Below are 14,424 nucleotides of genomic sequence, written 5' to 3' on the forward strand. Positions count from 1 at the left end.
TGGTTAACACACTGCTGAGCGTCCAAGCATAGTTAAGCCTCTGTCATTCTGCTTTGGTCCTTTTTGTCGATTTGCACCAGCAATGCCTGGTCCAGTTCGAGCATGGCGTGCTCCAGGGCGGTGCAACAATCAGCCACTTTTTCGGGCTGGAACGTGTCGCGGCATGCAGCTTCGAGCGCCTCGCAGCTGTCGATCAGTCGGCAAGCCTGGACAATTCGTGCGGCGCCTTTGATTTTATGGGCGATATCAAGAAATGACTGTGGATCGGTTGAGCCGCAAAGCGTCAGTAATTCCTGACGATCCAGACGGTTGCTGTTAAGCAACTCGGCCAGCAAACGCTGATTCAGGATCGGGTTTGCTCCGGTTAACTGGTGCAATGCTTCCAGGCTGAAGGCCGGTGCTGTTAAAGCAGGCGCCACACCATTGACCCATTGGCTCAGGGCGGTCAGCGTCAGGGGTTTGAACAGACAATCATCCATCCCGGCCTGCTTGCAGCGCTGCACTTCTTCGGGTTGTGCGTTGGCGGTAAAGCCCAGCACGGTGCACGGGCTCAGTTGCATGCCTAGTTCGTGTCGGCGAATGGCGCGAGTCAACTCGTACCCGTTCATGACCGGCATGTTGCAATCGGCAATCACCAGATCGAAGGTGTCGGTTTTCCACGCCTCGAATCCAGCCTGGCCATCTGCCGCAACACAGAAACGATGGCCCAGAAACTCCAGCTGCTGGCACATGAGCAGGCGGTTGGCGGCGTGATCGTCGACCACAAGAACATTCAACGGGGCGCGGGCGGTATCGAGCGGCGCTTCTGTTTTTTCCACCTGCGACCCGCGTGGCAGCGTCGGCAGGTGCAGCGACATTCGTACTTGAGTTCCGATCCCGGGCTGGCTGCTCAATTGCAGGCTGCCGCCCATCCTTTCGCACAGGCTGCGGCTGATCACCAGTCCCAGCCCGGCACCGCCTCTGCCTGACTGCCCGGTGGCTTCGGCCTGAGCGAATGGTTCAAACAGGCGCTGCTGATCCTCTTCACTGATCCCTATGCCACTGTCTTCAACCTGCACCATCATGTGCACCTGGTCGGGCTCGGTGTCTGGCTGCAGGCTAACGACAATCCTGACCTGGCCTTGCTCGGTGAACTTGATGGCGTTGCTGACCAAGTTGGACAGCACCTGTTTGAAGCGCAGCGGATCGAGCAGAACATCGATTGCCGGATCAACCGGGTCGAACAGAAGTAGCAGATCCAGGTCTTTCTGCCGGGCAAGCCCATCAAAGATTCGGACCACCGACGCCACGATCTCTTCAGGGTTGACCCGTTCCGGGCTCAGGCTCAGGTGCCCGGATTCGATGCGTGCGATGTCGAGAATATCGCCGATCAACTCCAGCAAGTCTTTGGCCGAGTGGTACGCCACATCGATTGCCGGGCGATCCGGGTGGTTGTGTTCGATACGCTTGAGCGTCAATTCGAGCATGCCGATCACCGCATTCATGGGCGTGCGGATCTCGTGGCTCATGGTGGCCAGAAATGTGCTCTTGGCCCGGTTCGCTTCATCGGCGCGTTCTTTTGCGCAACGCAGGTCGTCGAACAGTTGGCGCCGTTCGCTGATGTCGATCCAGCCACCAATGATGCCTTGCACATCACCGCTTGAGTCCCGGTACGGAAGAATCCAATGGTAGATGGTCAATCGGCGACCACCGATGTGCAGCGCGCGGTCAAGGATCAGCGGTTTGCCTTCGATCACGACGCGCTGGTAATCCGCTTGGTACTCCCGCGCTTCGAATGCATTGCTCATCGAACCCTGGATCACGCTTTTGCCAATCACGTCTTCGCGGCGGGCACTGAAGGCTTGCAGGTAACTGTCATTGCAGCTTTGCAGCACACCCTCGCGGTCGCGCACGTATATCGGGTGAGGTGTGCCGTTGACCAGTGAACGCATGAATTCGAACTGATCGTTCAACGCTCGCTCAGCCGCTTTGCGTTGATTGATCTGGCGGCGCATGTAAGCGTTCCAGGCCACGGAAATCATCAGCAACACCCCGGCGCCGATGACGATTTGATAGAACAGCCGATGCCAGGTGCGCCAGGTGTTGTGCGTGGATTCAGAATAGCCCCGCCAGCGGCTGTTGATGATGCCCAGCTCTTCCGGAGCGATGCTCAGCAATGCCTTGTTGAGAATGTCGTTGAGTTCCTTTGCCTCCCGGCCGGTCGCCAGGGAAAAGGCGGCCTGCTCGGTGCCGATGGTGGTACTGATCTGCAGCGCAGGCTCGAACAGCCGCGATGAAATGAAGTAGTTGGCAATCACCAGTGAGTTGACTGCACCCTCGGCCAGCCCTTCGGCCAGCATCTCTACGGCACTGAATGTATCGGCGGTTTCTATGAGTTTTATCTGCGGAAACTCGTTGCGCAGGTACTCCATCAGCGGATTACCCTGGGCGATGGCCAGGCGTTTGCCTTGAAGCTGCTCAAGATTGATCGGGCTGTCCGCGGCCCGGCGCGTCAGCAGGACATAGGAATTTTGCAGGTACGGGCGGCTGAAGTGGAGCAGGGCGTCGCGTTGCGCGCTGGGGAGCAGGGCGGCGATCAGGTCGGCCTGGTTGTCTTTGATGCGCTGGATCATCTCGCTGTCGCTGCGACTGCGCTGGACCTCAAAACGCAGCCCGGTGCGCAAACGGATCAGTTCCAGCAAATCCGCGGCCACCCCCCGAAAGTTGCCGGCGCTGTCGAAGAACGTCAGTGGCGCGAACGCTTCATTGACCACCACTCTTACCACAGGATGTTGCGCGAGCCAGCGTTCCTCGCTGTAACTGAGTTCGAGTTTGTGATCGGTGAGCAAAATGTCGCTGCCGGCGCTCCAGCGCTTGGCGATGTTTTCCCGAACGCTAGTAGGGATCGCCATCAGCATGGCGTTGATGATGCCGAGCAATTGCGGATTATTTTTGTTCACCGCGAAACTGAAGCCGTGGGCTTCGTGCTTGCCGAAGTTGGCCATGCGGATATTGTTGAGGTAGCCCTTGTTGATCATGTAGTGAGTGGAAATGGTATCGCCAAGAAACACGTCGGCCTGGTCGAAGGCTACTGCGTTGATTGCATTCTGGTAGGAGGGATAGGACGTGATGATTGCCTTGGGGTACAGGGCTTTGACTTCCTCCAGTGGCAGGTAGTGATAGACCATGCTCAACCGCATGCCGGCGAGGCCATCGGTCAACGACCGTGTTTCACCTTCACGTGTCACCAGAACCGGCTGATCCACGGCATAGGGTTCGGACAGGGCAATTTCGGTGTTGTGTGCCTCAAACCCGTTGGCCGTCCCGAGAAGGTCAACCTTGCCATTCTCCAGTGCCTCGATGGCAGCCCCTCTGGAAGCGAAGCGCTGGACCCGGACAGGCAAACCGGTGGAGGTGCCAAGGATGCCAGCGTAATCGGCCGTGAAACCTTCATAGTCACAGCCGCTGAGTGTCAGGTCGAAGGGCGGATAATCCGGAGCTGACGTACCCAGTACCAGTTCGCGTTTGTCCTTGAGCCATTGTTGTTGTGAGGCATCCAGCTGGAGTTCCAGGCGCCCGGCTGTTGAGCGACTCAGCAAGGCATAGGTTTCACCGCCCTGCGCCGCAAACAATGAAGTGCTCAGGCACAGGCCTGTGATCAGGAGTATCAGGCAGTCCTTCAAGCGACAGGGCATCGTATTTCTCACACCAAGGCGTTGCGTTTGGCCATTTCGATGAGTTCGACCAGGGATTTGGCTTTGAGCTTTTGCATCAGGCGTTTTTTGTAGGTGCTGACTGTCTTGTTGCTCAGGAACATGCCTTTGGCAATTTCCTTGTTGGTGCGACACTGTGCAAATAGTTGCAACACCATCAGTTCCCGGTCGTTGACGGACTTGAACAATTCCAGTTCGGCCCAACGTGCATCATCGCCCCGTACGGGGTTCAACGCTTCGCTTGGGAAATAGTTGTAACCTGACAATACCGCTTTTATTGCGCTGACCAGTTCGCTGAGTTCTTCCTGTTTGCAAACATACCCGGAAGCACCTGATTGCATACAGCGAATACCGAAAAGTGTCGGGCATTGTGCAGTTAATACCAATGTTTTCAGCGGGGTGCTCATGGCGTTGAAACGGGCAAGCACTTCCAGACCGTCGAGTTTGGGAATACTGATGTCCAGAATCACCAGGTCAGGCATGCACTCACGAACCATCTGCATGGCATCGACCCCGTTATCCGTTTCACCAACGACTTTAAAACCTTCGTGTTCAAGCAGCATACGAACGGCAAGTCGGATGACAGGGTGATCGTCGACGATAAAAACGGAGTTCATAATCAAATCCCATGCGAGCTCAAATAAAGCGCGCACCTTAGCTCAGATAATTGAGGTCACGTACGAACAGGTGTCGCTGTAGCAGCAATATAGGAATAATCCTACAAGCGATAAAGAATGGGCTTACGCATCAACTAGGTTTTCATGAGGAAATGGGGAAGTTGTTTATTTCGTGTTGCCGTTTTTATTGTGCGGTTAGTGGTGTTTTATTGTTTTGTTTTTTTATGGCTAAACTTGCCGTGGTGTTGAGGTCAATAGTTGTATGAATTCAGCTTGTTTCAGAGGTTTTATCAAATGTCCGAGCAGTGGAAGTTTATGGGAGTTTGCCGAGCTTTCAATTCCATCCAGTTCTTCTGGTGTCAAACTACTTAGAAGAATAGCTTTTTTTATCATCCCACATTGACTGGCGAGTTCTACCAGATCAATCCCGTCCATATCGGGCAGGCACTGGTCGCACAAAAGAAGATCGAACGGTTGTTCAGCGCGAAGCATTTCCCGTAGTGCGCCTTGGGCACAATCGGTTGTGATCAATTGGGTGAAGCCGAAACTTTCCAGCAAGTATTGAGTTGCCCTGAGCTGAAAGGGATGGTCTTCGACCAGCAAGATGCGCAGATTGCCTTTGATCATGGTATTCACGCTTATTTTGTAGAACAAAGTAATCGTGATTGTTTCGCGTCAGCATCGGACAATCGATCAGTTCACTCGACATCCGTTGTAGGGATATTCAGCGGGCGTTGAATGCACTTGGGTGTTTCGGGGCTGATCGGCCATTACAGGCGACGTAATGGCTGATCATCCGATTTCACTCAGTGGCTTGAGCGGCCGGTCATTTCCAGCGCCATATCGCTGGCATAGCTGTCGGTCATGCCGGCGATGAAGTCGATCATTCGAAGAAACGAAGTGTGCAAAGGGCCGTTGGGATCAGGCGCGTTGTTGCCCAGCAAATCGAGAATCCGCCGACTCTTGAACGACGGTGTTCGACCGTTATGCTGCTCCAGTGCGGCACCGCAGAACGCGTTGAGCAAGATTTCGAGCGTCGTGTAGGCGCCGATTTCGTGGAGGGTCTTGCGTTTGTCCTGGAAGATTTTTTTGCGCGCCATGTCTTTGGCATTCAAGACACAACGCTTGGCGGGGCCGTGCATGTGCTCCACCAGATCCCCGGGCAGCGTACCGGCCAGCAATGAATCCTGCTGCTCGACAAAGGCGCGGGCGGCGGCGTTGGTCAGGTGCTCGATGGCTTTACCGCGCAGGATCGCCAGTTTGCGTCGACGTGAATCCTTGGGGCCAAGCTGGCGATAGGTTTCCGGCAGATCGTCACCCACCAGGTCCAGCAAAAGGGACTCGACTTCGGCGTATTCCAGCAACTCCATTTCCAGGCCGTCTTCCAGATCGATCAAGGCATAGCAGATGTCGTCGGCCGCTTCCATCAGGTACACCAGCGGGTGGCGTGCCCAGCGTTGTTCCTCCAGTTGAGGCAGGCCGAGCTTCTGGGCGATCTGTTCCAGCAGCGGCAGTTCGCTCTGGTAGCAACCGAACTTGTGTTTCTTGTAACCCAGCGAATCGGCATGTTTGGCCGTCCATGGGTATTTCAGATAAGTGCCGAGGGTGGCATAGGTCAGCCGCGTGCCTCCGTCGAACTGGTGGTATTCCAGCTGAGTCAGGACCCGAAAGCCTTGGGCATTGCCCTCGAAATTGAGAAAGTCATTGCGCTCGGCTTCGCTCATCGCATCCAGCCAGCCGCGGCCGGCAGCCTGCTGGAACCAGTGGCGAATCGCATCTTCACCCGAATGTCCGAACGGCGGGTTGCCGATGTCATGAGCCAGGCAGGCCGATTGCACCACCATTCCCAGATCGCTGGGTTCGCACCAGTCGGGCAGGGCGCTACGGATCGTTTCGCCGACGCGCATACCCAGCGATCGGCCGACGCAACTGACTTCCAGCGAGTGCGTCAGGCGCGTATGGATATGGTCGTTGCTGGACACCGGATGCACTTGGGTCTTGCGTCCGAGGCGACGGAACGCGCCTGAGAAAATGATCCGGTCATGGTCTTTGTGAAAAGGGCTGCGGCCGAGCTCTTGCGGGCTGTGCAGCGGTTTTCCAAAGCGTTCGCGGGTAAGCAGGGTATGCCAATCCAAGGCTGGTTCTCTCCGTCAGGTGACTGATGGCCTAGCTTCCCGGTTCGCACCACGACCTGCAAGTAGCGTGAACCGTTCTACAGTCCGACGGCATCGATATCGATAAGTAGCAAGCGTTCGCCATTGTCGAAAAACTGTCCCGCCGTCAGGCAGTACTGATTGCTGGTGGCGTCGCGATAGGTGTTGGACAGGGTCAGTCGGCGCTCGTCCCAACCCTCTGCAAGCAAGTGATAGAAGTAGGGACGCCAGGACCAGTTGTGGCCCAGGTAACGGTTGTCGGCGACCCAGCCGTTGTTGCGCCACTCCAGGTTCGGCGTCAGTTGCGTACCGTGGCGATCGCATTGATAGAAGCGTAACAACCAGGGGAAAGCATCCAGTTGCGGCAAGGCGCTTAGAGGGGCGCGGGCCTGCGCCCAATTTTGCAGAATTGCCATCAGTTCACTGAGTTGTTGACGCATGACCATCAGCCGACCGCGTTCCGTCAGTTTCTGCTGAACATAGCGTTGACGCAGTTGCGCAAATTGTTTGACGAAGGCCTCGGTGGCAAAGAATTGCTCTTGCGCCCCGGCGAACAGAAAACCCTGAACGTAGCGTGATCCGCATTCGAGGGCAAAGTTGAGTTGAGCGTCGGTTTCCACACCCTCGGCAATAATCCAGCAACCGGTTTTCTCGGCCATTTGCGCCAGGGCCTTGACCACGTCGCTGCTCGGTCCGCCCAGTGCAGCAGCCTGGAACAGGCGCATGTCGAGTTTGAGGATGTCCGGTTGCAGCGCCAGAACGCGGTCGAGTTGAGAGTAACCGGCACCGAAATCATCGATGGCAATTCGCGCTCCAGCCTGCCGGTAACGCGCCACTACTTGCGCAAGGCGCTGGATATCACCACCCAGTTCGGTGATCTCGAAGACTATTCGCCGTGGGTCGACATCGTGCCTGTCCAGTTGCTTGAGGCTCGGAAGCGGTTGCTCCGGGCGCAGGCGACTGATCCAGCGAGGCGACATGTTCAGGCTCAGAAACCAGTCGGAGGGCGCCTCATGCAACCGGCTCAAAGCGTTGTCGCGCAACTGGCGGTCGAGACGCCGAAGGGCGACGGCGTTGCTTCTGGGGTCGGCGAACAACGGTCCCACGGACGCCAGTTGGCCGTCGGCCTGACGCAGACGACCCAGTGCTTCGACGCCGGCGATTCGGCCGGTCGCGGTATCGATGAACGGCTGAAAGCAGGCGAGCGGTTGCCCGTCGATCACAAGGCCTCCTTAGTAGATCTTGTTTTTGGGATTGGCCTGGGTACCGGGTAGGCACGCAGGATTGAACCCCTCGATAAAGAGGTTCATCCCGCGGTTGTTGCAAGAATGCAGCCAGCTAGTGGCCGTTTAGTGTTTGCGCGAGGAGCCCTGCATGATCAACTTGATCAGAGGCCCCAGCGTGGTGCCGAGCCGGACCAGGCGCGTCAGGCTGCTGATGCCGCCGCCATGTTTTGCACCCTTGCCGGTCAGAAAACCGAGCAGTGTCACGGCGGCCACGCCCCACAGCGGGGCATGCTTGATGCCGAAACCGTCTTGCAGGTTTTGCGTCATGCCGCGAACACGCTGCAGGGGTTGCAGCAGTTGCGCGGACTCGTGGCGAATTTCCTGGCGATGCATTTCCATGCGCAGGCGGATCAACGCTTTGCGCATTTCGGTGCGCGAACTGTTGGCTGGGAGTTCAGGCAGGCTCATGGCAGCAGGCGCTCCCGATCATTGGCCAGTTCTTCCAGGGTGCCATGGAAGGGCGAGGATTCATCGAAAATCGCCGCTCTCAAGCGCATGCCGCAGAAGATTGCCGCGAGTGTATAGAACACGCAAAGCCCGATGATGGCCGCCAGGCGATAGGTGTCCCAGAACAGGATCAGCACCAGCGTCGACAGCCCCACCAGCAACAGCAAGGCAAACACCAACGCCAAGCCTGCAAACAGCAGCAGGCTTACCGTGCGCGCCTTTTGCTCCTGCAGTTCGATGCCGAACAGTTCGACATGACTGTGCAGCAAGCCAAGGAAGGCGGCACCCAGACGCCGCGGTGAGGAGTTTGGGCCAGTCTCGGACGAACCGGATTCACCGATCGCCATATCAGCGCCGCGTCGCCAGCAGACCAATCAGGAAACCCACACCGGCCGCAATCCCGACCGATTGCCAAGGGTTGGCCTGGACATAATCCTCTGTCGCGGTGACGGCTGCCTTGCCGCGCTCGCGCAGGGAATCTTCGGTCAGTTTCAAGGTTTCGCGTGCACGCAGCAGACTGTCGTGGATCTGGTCTCGCAACTCGTCAGCCTGATCACCGGCCAGGGACGCGGTGTGTTCCAGCAACCGTTCGGTGTCGCTGACCAGTGTCTGAAAATCGCTCATCAGGATTTCTTGAGCAGTCTTTGCCTTGATGCTGGCCATTGGTGATCTCCATAAGTGGCTTCTGAAACGTTCGAGTATGAGCCTTGCGCGAAGGTTCAGTACAAATGACTGGTACAACTTTTGCTGTGTCGTGGTGCGCCAGCCTGCGCGGTTGCGCTGTTGCTGGGCATGATTTCCGTAAAACCTTAACTCAAACAATCGAAACCCGCGTCATTGTCCGGTTCCGATCGGCCTGGACGAACCCTGTGCTCCAAAGCGGTTCATCGGGAGCGACCTGCTTGGTTCAAGAGGTCGCAACTTGGTGCATGGATTGCCCGCGTGAACTGCTTTGGTGCTTTTTTCAGCCTTAAGGTCTGCCAAATCCATGGAAAATATTCAAAGTGCTGTGGACAGCCTGGTCCATAGCTCCAATACCTTATTCATTCTGATCGGCGCGGTCATGGTTCTGGCCATGCACGCCGGTTTTGCCTTCCTGGAAGTCGGAACGGTCCGGCAAAAAAACCAGGTCAACGCATTGTCGAAAATCCTCAGCGACTTCGCGATTTCAACCCTGGCTTACTTCTTTATAGGCTATTGGATTTCCTACGGCGTCACCTTTATGCAACCGGCGGCGGTCATCAATGCCGATCACGGTTACGGTCTGGTGAAATTTTTCTTTTTGCTGACCTTCGCTGCGGCGATCCCGGCGATCATTTCCGGAGGCATCGCCGAGCGTGCGCGCTTCGTTCCGCAGCTGTGCGCAACCGCACTGATTGTGGCGTTCATTTACCCCTTCTTCGAAGGCATGATCTGGAACGGCAACTTTGGTTTTCAAGCCTGGTTGCTGGCGCGCTTTGGCGCCGGTTTCCATGACTTCGCCGGCTCCGTAGTGGTCCATGCCATGGGTGGCTGGCTGGCACTGGCCGCGGTGTTGTTGCTCGGACCGCGCAATGGGCGGTATCGCGAAGGGCGGTTGGTCGCGTTCGCGCCATCGAGCATTCCCTTCCTGGCGTTGGGCTCGTGGATTCTCATTGTCGGCTGGTTCGGCTTCAACGTGATGAGTGCGCAAACCTTGCAAGGGGTCAGCGGGCTGGTGGCGGTCAATTCGTTGATGGCCATGGTCGGGGGCACGGTGGCGGCCTTGATTGTCGGCCGTAACGACCCCGGCTTTTTGCACAACGGCCCATTGGCCGGATTGGTGGCGATTTGTGCAGGCTCCGACTTGATGCATCCGGTGGGCGCGCTGTTGACGGGCGCTATCGCCGGGGCGCTGTTCGTCTGGTGCTTTACCGCCGCGCAAGGTAAATGGCATATCGACGATGTGTTGGGTGTCTGGCCGTTGCATGGCCTGTGTGGTGTGTGGGGTGGCATTGCCTGCGGGATCTTTGGCCAGACCGCGCTGGGCGGTTTGGGCGGCGTGAGCCTGATCAGCCAGTTGATCGGTACTGCGCTGGGCGTGGTCGTGGCATTGGCCGGCGGCTTTGCGGTGTATGGCGCCATCAAGGCGTTTCACGGTTTGCGCCTGAGTCAGGAAGAAGAGTATTACGGCGCGGATTTGTCGGTGCACAAGATCGGCGCTGTCAGTCAGGATTGACTCAGCGTTCATCGTCCGCCGCTCCAGGATAAAACCCGTGCAGCAGGCGATAACGATCACGCCGCACCTGATCGACCCGGTCTTGCACGTGCGGACCGGGCAGGCCCAGCAGGATCAATGCATGAGAGGCCAGCATCAAGCTGGACTCGAGTAGTTCCGGCACCACTTCGCTGGCGCCGGCGGCCTTCAGTTCGCTCAATTGGCTGTCGTCGCGGGTCCGTACCAGGATCGGCACGTCCAGGTTGTATCGGCGTGCTTCTTTGAGGATCTGCAAAGCGATATCGGAATTGTCCACCGCGATCACCAGCAGTCTCGCGCGCTCAAGCCCAACGGCGACGAGCAGTTCGCCTCGGCGTGAGTCGCCGTAATGCACACAGCTTTCATTGACGGCTGCTTCCTGAACGCGCACCGGATCGTTATCAAGAGCAATGTAAGGTTGTTGCTCATGGCTGAGAAAACGGCCGATGGTTTGGCCGACACGGCCGTACCCGCAAATCACCACATGGTTGCTCAGTCTGGCATTGAGGGCGCTGATCTCTTCGAGCTTCGCCTCTTCGTTGGGCTTGCGATGCAGGCGCATGGCAATGTGTGGCGCGGCTCGCAGCAGTAAGGGCGTCATCAGCATCGAACAGAATGTCGCAGCCAGCAGCAGCCCACCGAGGCTGGCGGGCATCAACTGGTTTAGCTGCATCTGCGCCATCAGGGCAAAGCAGAACTCGCCGCCCTGGGCCAGTGCCAGGCCGCTGCGCCACGCGGTTTCACTGTCGCTGCCGCGTCGCTTGACCAGCAGCGCAACCACACAACCCTTGATCATCAGCAATCCCAGGGTCATCGCCAGAATCAGCACGCCATGGCTGGCAAACAGTTGCACGTCGATCAACATGCCGATGCTGACAAAAAACAAGCCGAGCAGAATGTCGCGGAACGGGCGTATATCGGCCTCGATCTGATGCCGGTAATGACTTTCGCCTAACAGCATACCGGCCAGGAAAGCCCCCAGCGCGGGGGAGAGGCCGAGCATGTGCGTCAGTGAAGCTGTCATCAGCACGATCACCAAAGCCAGTAACACAAACAGTTCGGCGGAACGCGCTGCGGCCACCTCATGGAACAGCCTCGGCAGAAGCCAACGGCTGGCCAACATCAGACCGAAAAACAACGCGGCAGTCTTGCCCAGTGTCAGCGGCAGCGCCCAAAACCAGGCCTGTTCGCTATTGCCGGCGAACACCGGCACCAGGGTCAACAGCAGTACAGCCACGACGTCCTGGAACAGCAACACAGCGATCGCATTCTGGCCGTGGCTGCTGAAAATCTCACCGAGACTGCCCAGCTCCTTGCTGACGATCGCGGTCGACGAAAGCGATAATCCGGCACCCAGCAACAATGCGGGCGCGACTGGCATCCCAAATAGCATCAGCAAACCGCCCAGAACAATCCCGGAGCCCAGCACCTGCAGGCTACCCAGACCAAACACCACCCGGCGCAGGGCGAGCATTTTCGATAGCGAAAACTCCAGCCCCAGGGAAAACAGCAGGAAAACCACCCCCAGTTCGGCGAGGTCCGGCAGTTCTTCACTTTCATTCACCCAGTTGAATGCGGTCGGTCCGATCATCAACCCAACGCACAGGTAACCCAGCACGGGCGGCAATCGCAGCCGCTGGAACAGCGCAATGACCACTAGGGAGGAGGCGAGGATGATCAACAGGTTGGCGAACACGAGAGCTCCAGAGGCGGGCAGGGCTTTTCAAGCGTAGAGGGCAAACAGAACATCAGCATCGGGTAAATGCCGGTGAAGGCGACTGATGTGCGTCAGGGTTTTGCAGCCATCCTCGTGGTCGCGGGCTATAGGCCAGGAAACTCAATGGCTCGACGGTTTTTCAGGGCAGGCCTAGAATGATTACTTAATTTTTTTGGTTGAGCCCTCATGCTTCCTGAATGTCAGTTGTTCGGCACCTTGGGGTGTCACCTCTGTGAAGTCGCCGAAGCCATGCTGATGGAGTTTGTCGAGCGTGGCCTGTTGGTGGAACTGGTGGATATCGCTGAGGATGAAACCTGGTTCGAGGCCTACAGCTTGCGCATCCCGGTATTGCGACGGGTTGATACAGGGGCCGAGCTGGGCTGGCCGTTCAGTGCCGATGAGGTAGTGGCATTCCTGCGGTAACGGTTTTCACGGCAACGATGTTCCCGCCTGTCGAACTTTACGATGGATCCTCTTGGCTAAAAGGATCGTATTCGGATACTGTATGCGCATACAGTTATTCGCAATGCAGCCTTGCGGTCGCCGGTTACCCGGTTCGAACGTGCAGGTTCAGGCGTGAGAGGGATGAATCGTGGTCAATGTCGAGCAGTTGAAAAGCAGCGTTAACCGGATGTCGGTGGACGTGGTAAGCGAGGCAGTCCTCGAATTGCGTCTGGACGGTTTGGTGACGGAAGGGAAAACACCGTTCAACAAAGTCCATTTCAATACCTGCTTTGCTGAAATCGAAGCCTTGTTTCAGCGCGCCGGCTATCACCGTCAACTGGACGTCGTCGGTTATCAGGGCTTGTTGTATGCGCTGTATGATCCAGCACGCTGGGAAGCCGTCGATGTGTTGCGCTGGCTCAAGGAGTACACCGAGGCCGCGGCGAGTAAGCAGATTCCGGCCTGAATATTCTCTGCTAGGTTCGACCCCGCTGCTGTTGGATAATGTCGCCCTGCACAGAGGGTTAGAACGTTCGTATGTCCACTTCATCTTTTTCAGCCGCACACAGCCAGGCCAGCACGCTCTACTTGCCTCCAGGCCCGTGGCAGACCGTACTCGATTGTCTGTGTGAACACTTCAGCGCCATCAGCCGTGATCAATGGCTGGATAGAGTTGCCCGTGGCCGCGTTCTCGACGGGCAGGGTGCACCTATCGCCCTGGATCTGCCGTACAAGGAAGGTTTGCGGATTCACTATTTTCGCGAAGTGCCGGACGAAAAACCTATCCTGGTGACGGAGACGATTCTGTATGCGGATGAACATCTGGTGGTGGCAGATAAGCCACATTTTCTCCCGGTGACACCGGCCGGTGAGTACGTGGAGCAGACATTGCTGAGACGGCTGATCCGCCGTCTGGATAATCCGCACCTGGTGCCGCTGCATCGCATTGACCGGCATACCGCTGGCCTGGTGCTGTTTTCCGCCAACCCACAAAGTCGCTCGGCGTATCAATCCCTGTTTCCAACCCGGCAGATTGAAAAGCGCTACGAGGCCATTGCCAGGGCATTACCTGACCTGAATTTTCCGCTGATCCATAAAAGCCGACTCATTGATGGCGAGCCATTCTTCCGCATGCAGGAGGGGCCGGGCGCCAGCAACACCGAGACGGCAGTGGAGGTCAGGGAGAAAAATGGCGATCTGTGGCGTTACGGCCTCTATCCCGTGACGGGCAAGAAGCATCAGTTACGTGTGCACATGACAGCCTTGGGCGCGAGTATCTGCAACGACCCGTTTTATCCCGAGGTCATCAAGGACGCGGAAGACGACTACGCCAATCCTTTGAAACTGCTGGCGCAAGGGTTGAAGTTTGTCGATCCGGTGACCGGGAAGGAACGAGAGTTCGAGAGCGCAATCACTCTGCAATGGTGATCGCGGTTCGGAAAAAATCGAATTTCCACGCGGGTTTACAGTCATTTGAACAGGCACCACGAATGTGGCGTTCAATGATCTCGGTACCGCCATTGCGTCTCCCAGGCAGTGCCGAGACTTTCCAAGCCAGGAGATACTCATGAAACGTACCGTTTTTGCTGGAATGTTCATTTGCGCTGCAATGTTGGCCTCTCCCGCTTTTGCTGCGGACAGCGATCTTTGCACCATCAAGCTCCAGGAACTCAAGGACAAAGTCACCAGCCTGCCAGCGACGTCCGAAAACACCACGATGGAAATCAAGCGGATGCAGGCAAGTGCTGAAGCGGCCCGGGCAGCCAATGATGACAAAAAGTGCATCACCGAGGCCACGCAGGCGCTGACTCGGGCGGATAAACTGAACAGCGAGCCGAATCCGTAGCCTCTCG

Annotated in this window: 14 protein-coding genes; 5 read left to right on the top strand and 9 right to left on the bottom strand. The window is 57.1% G+C overall.

Annotated features, from left to right (window positions below; genetic code table 11):
- Positions 1-32: 32 nt before the first annotated feature.
- From KVG88_RS28085 to KVG88_RS28120, 8 genes are all read right to left on the bottom strand, one after another.
- A complete protein-coding gene (locus KVG88_RS28085; protein ID WP_217873327.1) occupies positions 33-3,674 on the bottom strand; it encodes a transporter substrate-binding domain-containing protein in 3,642 nt (1,213 codons plus the stop codon).
- Positions 3,675-3,682: 8 nt separating this feature from the next.
- A complete protein-coding gene (locus KVG88_RS28090) occupies positions 3,683-4,309 on the bottom strand; it encodes a response regulator transcription factor (RefSeq protein ID WP_217873369.1) in 627 nt (208 codons plus the stop codon).
- A gap of 228 nt (positions 4,310-4,537) precedes the next feature.
- Positions 4,538-4,936, bottom strand: a complete 399-nt coding sequence (locus tag KVG88_RS28095) for a response regulator (RefSeq protein ID WP_217873328.1) — start codon at positions 4,934-4,936, stop codon at positions 4,538-4,540.
- 179 nt (positions 4,937-5,115) lie between these two features.
- Positions 5,116-6,444 carry a deoxyguanosinetriphosphate triphosphohydrolase gene (locus tag KVG88_RS28100; protein WP_150703772.1) on the bottom strand — a complete coding sequence of 443 codons (1,329 nt, stop codon included), beginning with the start codon at positions 6,442-6,444 and terminating at the stop codon, positions 5,116-5,118.
- Positions 6,445-6,521: 77 nt separating this feature from the next.
- The gene (locus KVG88_RS28105) at positions 6,522-7,685 is read right to left on the bottom strand and encodes an EAL domain-containing protein (protein ID WP_150703771.1); all 1,164 of its coding nucleotides are present in this window, start codon (positions 7,683-7,685) and stop codon (positions 6,522-6,524) included.
- A gap of 126 nt (positions 7,686-7,811) precedes the next feature.
- Positions 7,812-8,156: a hypothetical protein gene (locus KVG88_RS28110; RefSeq protein WP_150703770.1), complete on the bottom strand. Its 345-nt coding sequence runs from the start codon at positions 8,154-8,156 to the stop codon at positions 7,812-7,814.
- A complete protein-coding gene (locus KVG88_RS28115) occupies positions 8,153-8,542 on the bottom strand; it encodes a phage holin family protein (protein ID WP_150703769.1) in 390 nt (129 codons plus the stop codon). Before KVG88_RS28115 ends, KVG88_RS28110 begins: the two co-directional genes overlap by 4 nt.
- Position 8,543: 1 nt before the next feature.
- On the bottom strand, positions 8,544-8,858 hold the full coding sequence (locus tag KVG88_RS28120) for an ElaB/YgaM/YqjD family protein (protein WP_008055105.1): 315 nt from the start codon (positions 8,856-8,858) through the stop codon (positions 8,544-8,546).
- Positions 8,859-9,183: 325 nt separating this feature from the next.
- Here KVG88_RS28120 and KVG88_RS28125 point away from each other — a divergent pair, with 325 nt between their 5' ends.
- Positions 9,184-10,392, top strand: a complete 1,209-nt coding sequence (locus KVG88_RS28125) for an ammonium transporter (protein WP_217873329.1) — start codon at positions 9,184-9,186, stop codon at positions 10,390-10,392.
- A 1-nt stretch (position 10,393) separates the two neighbouring features.
- On the opposite strand, the gene KVG88_RS28130 is transcribed toward KVG88_RS28125, so the two are convergent.
- Positions 10,394-12,106: a cation:proton antiporter gene (locus tag KVG88_RS28130; RefSeq protein WP_217873330.1), complete on the bottom strand. Its 1,713-nt coding sequence runs from the start codon at positions 12,104-12,106 to the stop codon at positions 10,394-10,396.
- 207 nt (positions 12,107-12,313) lie between these two features.
- Between KVG88_RS28130 and KVG88_RS28135 the strand changes: the two genes are divergently transcribed.
- The 4 genes from KVG88_RS28135 (at position 12,314) to KVG88_RS28150 (ending at position 14,417) form a co-directional block, all read left to right on the top strand.
- Positions 12,314-12,550, top strand: a complete 237-nt coding sequence (locus KVG88_RS28135) for a glutaredoxin family protein (RefSeq protein WP_034151325.1) — start codon at positions 12,314-12,316, stop codon at positions 12,548-12,550.
- A 169-nt stretch (positions 12,551-12,719) separates the two neighbouring features.
- Positions 12,720-13,037: a transcriptional regulator gene (locus KVG88_RS28140; RefSeq protein ID WP_150703766.1), complete on the top strand. Its 318-nt coding sequence runs from the start codon at positions 12,720-12,722 to the stop codon at positions 13,035-13,037.
- Positions 13,038-13,108: 71 nt separating this feature from the next.
- Positions 13,109-13,999 carry a pseudouridine synthase gene (locus KVG88_RS28145; RefSeq protein WP_217873331.1) on the top strand — a complete coding sequence of 297 codons (891 nt, stop codon included), beginning with the start codon at positions 13,109-13,111 and terminating at the stop codon, positions 13,997-13,999.
- A 139-nt stretch (positions 14,000-14,138) separates the two neighbouring features.
- Entirely contained in the window at positions 14,139-14,417 is a 279-nt protein-coding gene (locus KVG88_RS28150) for a PA2433 domain-containing protein (protein ID WP_075948089.1), read from the top strand.
- The last annotated feature ends 7 nt before the right edge of the window (positions 14,418-14,424 follow it).

It is taken from the genome of Pseudomonas azerbaijanoccidentalis (genome assembly GCF_019145495.1).
GTDB classification, from domain to species: domain Bacteria; phylum Pseudomonadota; class Gammaproteobacteria; order Pseudomonadales; family Pseudomonadaceae; genus Aquipseudomonas; species Aquipseudomonas azerbaijanoccidentalis.

Excerpts from the sequence above, each read along its gene's own strand:
- KVG88_RS28085 (WP_217873327.1), bottom strand. The coding sequence starts at position 3,674 with ATGCCCTGTCGCTTGAAGGACTGCCTGATACTCCTGATCACAGGCCTG.
- KVG88_RS28090 (WP_217873369.1), bottom strand. The coding sequence starts at position 4,309 with ATGAACTCCGTTTTTATCGTCGACGATCACCCTGTCATCCGACTTGCC.
- KVG88_RS28095 (WP_217873328.1), bottom strand. The coding sequence starts at position 4,936 with ATGATCAAAGGCAATCTGCGCATCTTGCTGGTCGAAGACCATCCCTTT.
- KVG88_RS28110 (WP_150703770.1), bottom strand. The coding sequence starts at position 8,156 with ATGAGCCTGCCTGAACTCCCAGCCAACAGTTCGCGCACCGAAATGCGC.
- KVG88_RS28115 (WP_150703769.1), bottom strand. The coding sequence starts at position 8,542 with ATGGCGATCGGTGAATCCGGTTCGTCCGAGACTGGCCCAAACTCCTCA.
- KVG88_RS28120 (WP_008055105.1), bottom strand. The coding sequence starts at position 8,858 with ATGGCCAGCATCAAGGCAAAGACTGCTCAAGAAATCCTGATGAGCGAT.
- KVG88_RS28125 (WP_217873329.1), top strand. The coding sequence starts at position 9,184 with ATGGAAAATATTCAAAGTGCTGTGGACAGCCTGGTCCATAGCTCCAAT.
- KVG88_RS28135 (WP_034151325.1), top strand. The coding sequence starts at position 12,314 with ATGCTTCCTGAATGTCAGTTGTTCGGCACCTTGGGGTGTCACCTCTGT.
- KVG88_RS28145 (WP_217873331.1), top strand. The coding sequence starts at position 13,109 with ATGTCCACTTCATCTTTTTCAGCCGCACACAGCCAGGCCAGCACGCTC.
- KVG88_RS28150 (WP_075948089.1), top strand. The coding sequence starts at position 14,139 with ATGAAACGTACCGTTTTTGCTGGAATGTTCATTTGCGCTGCAATGTTG.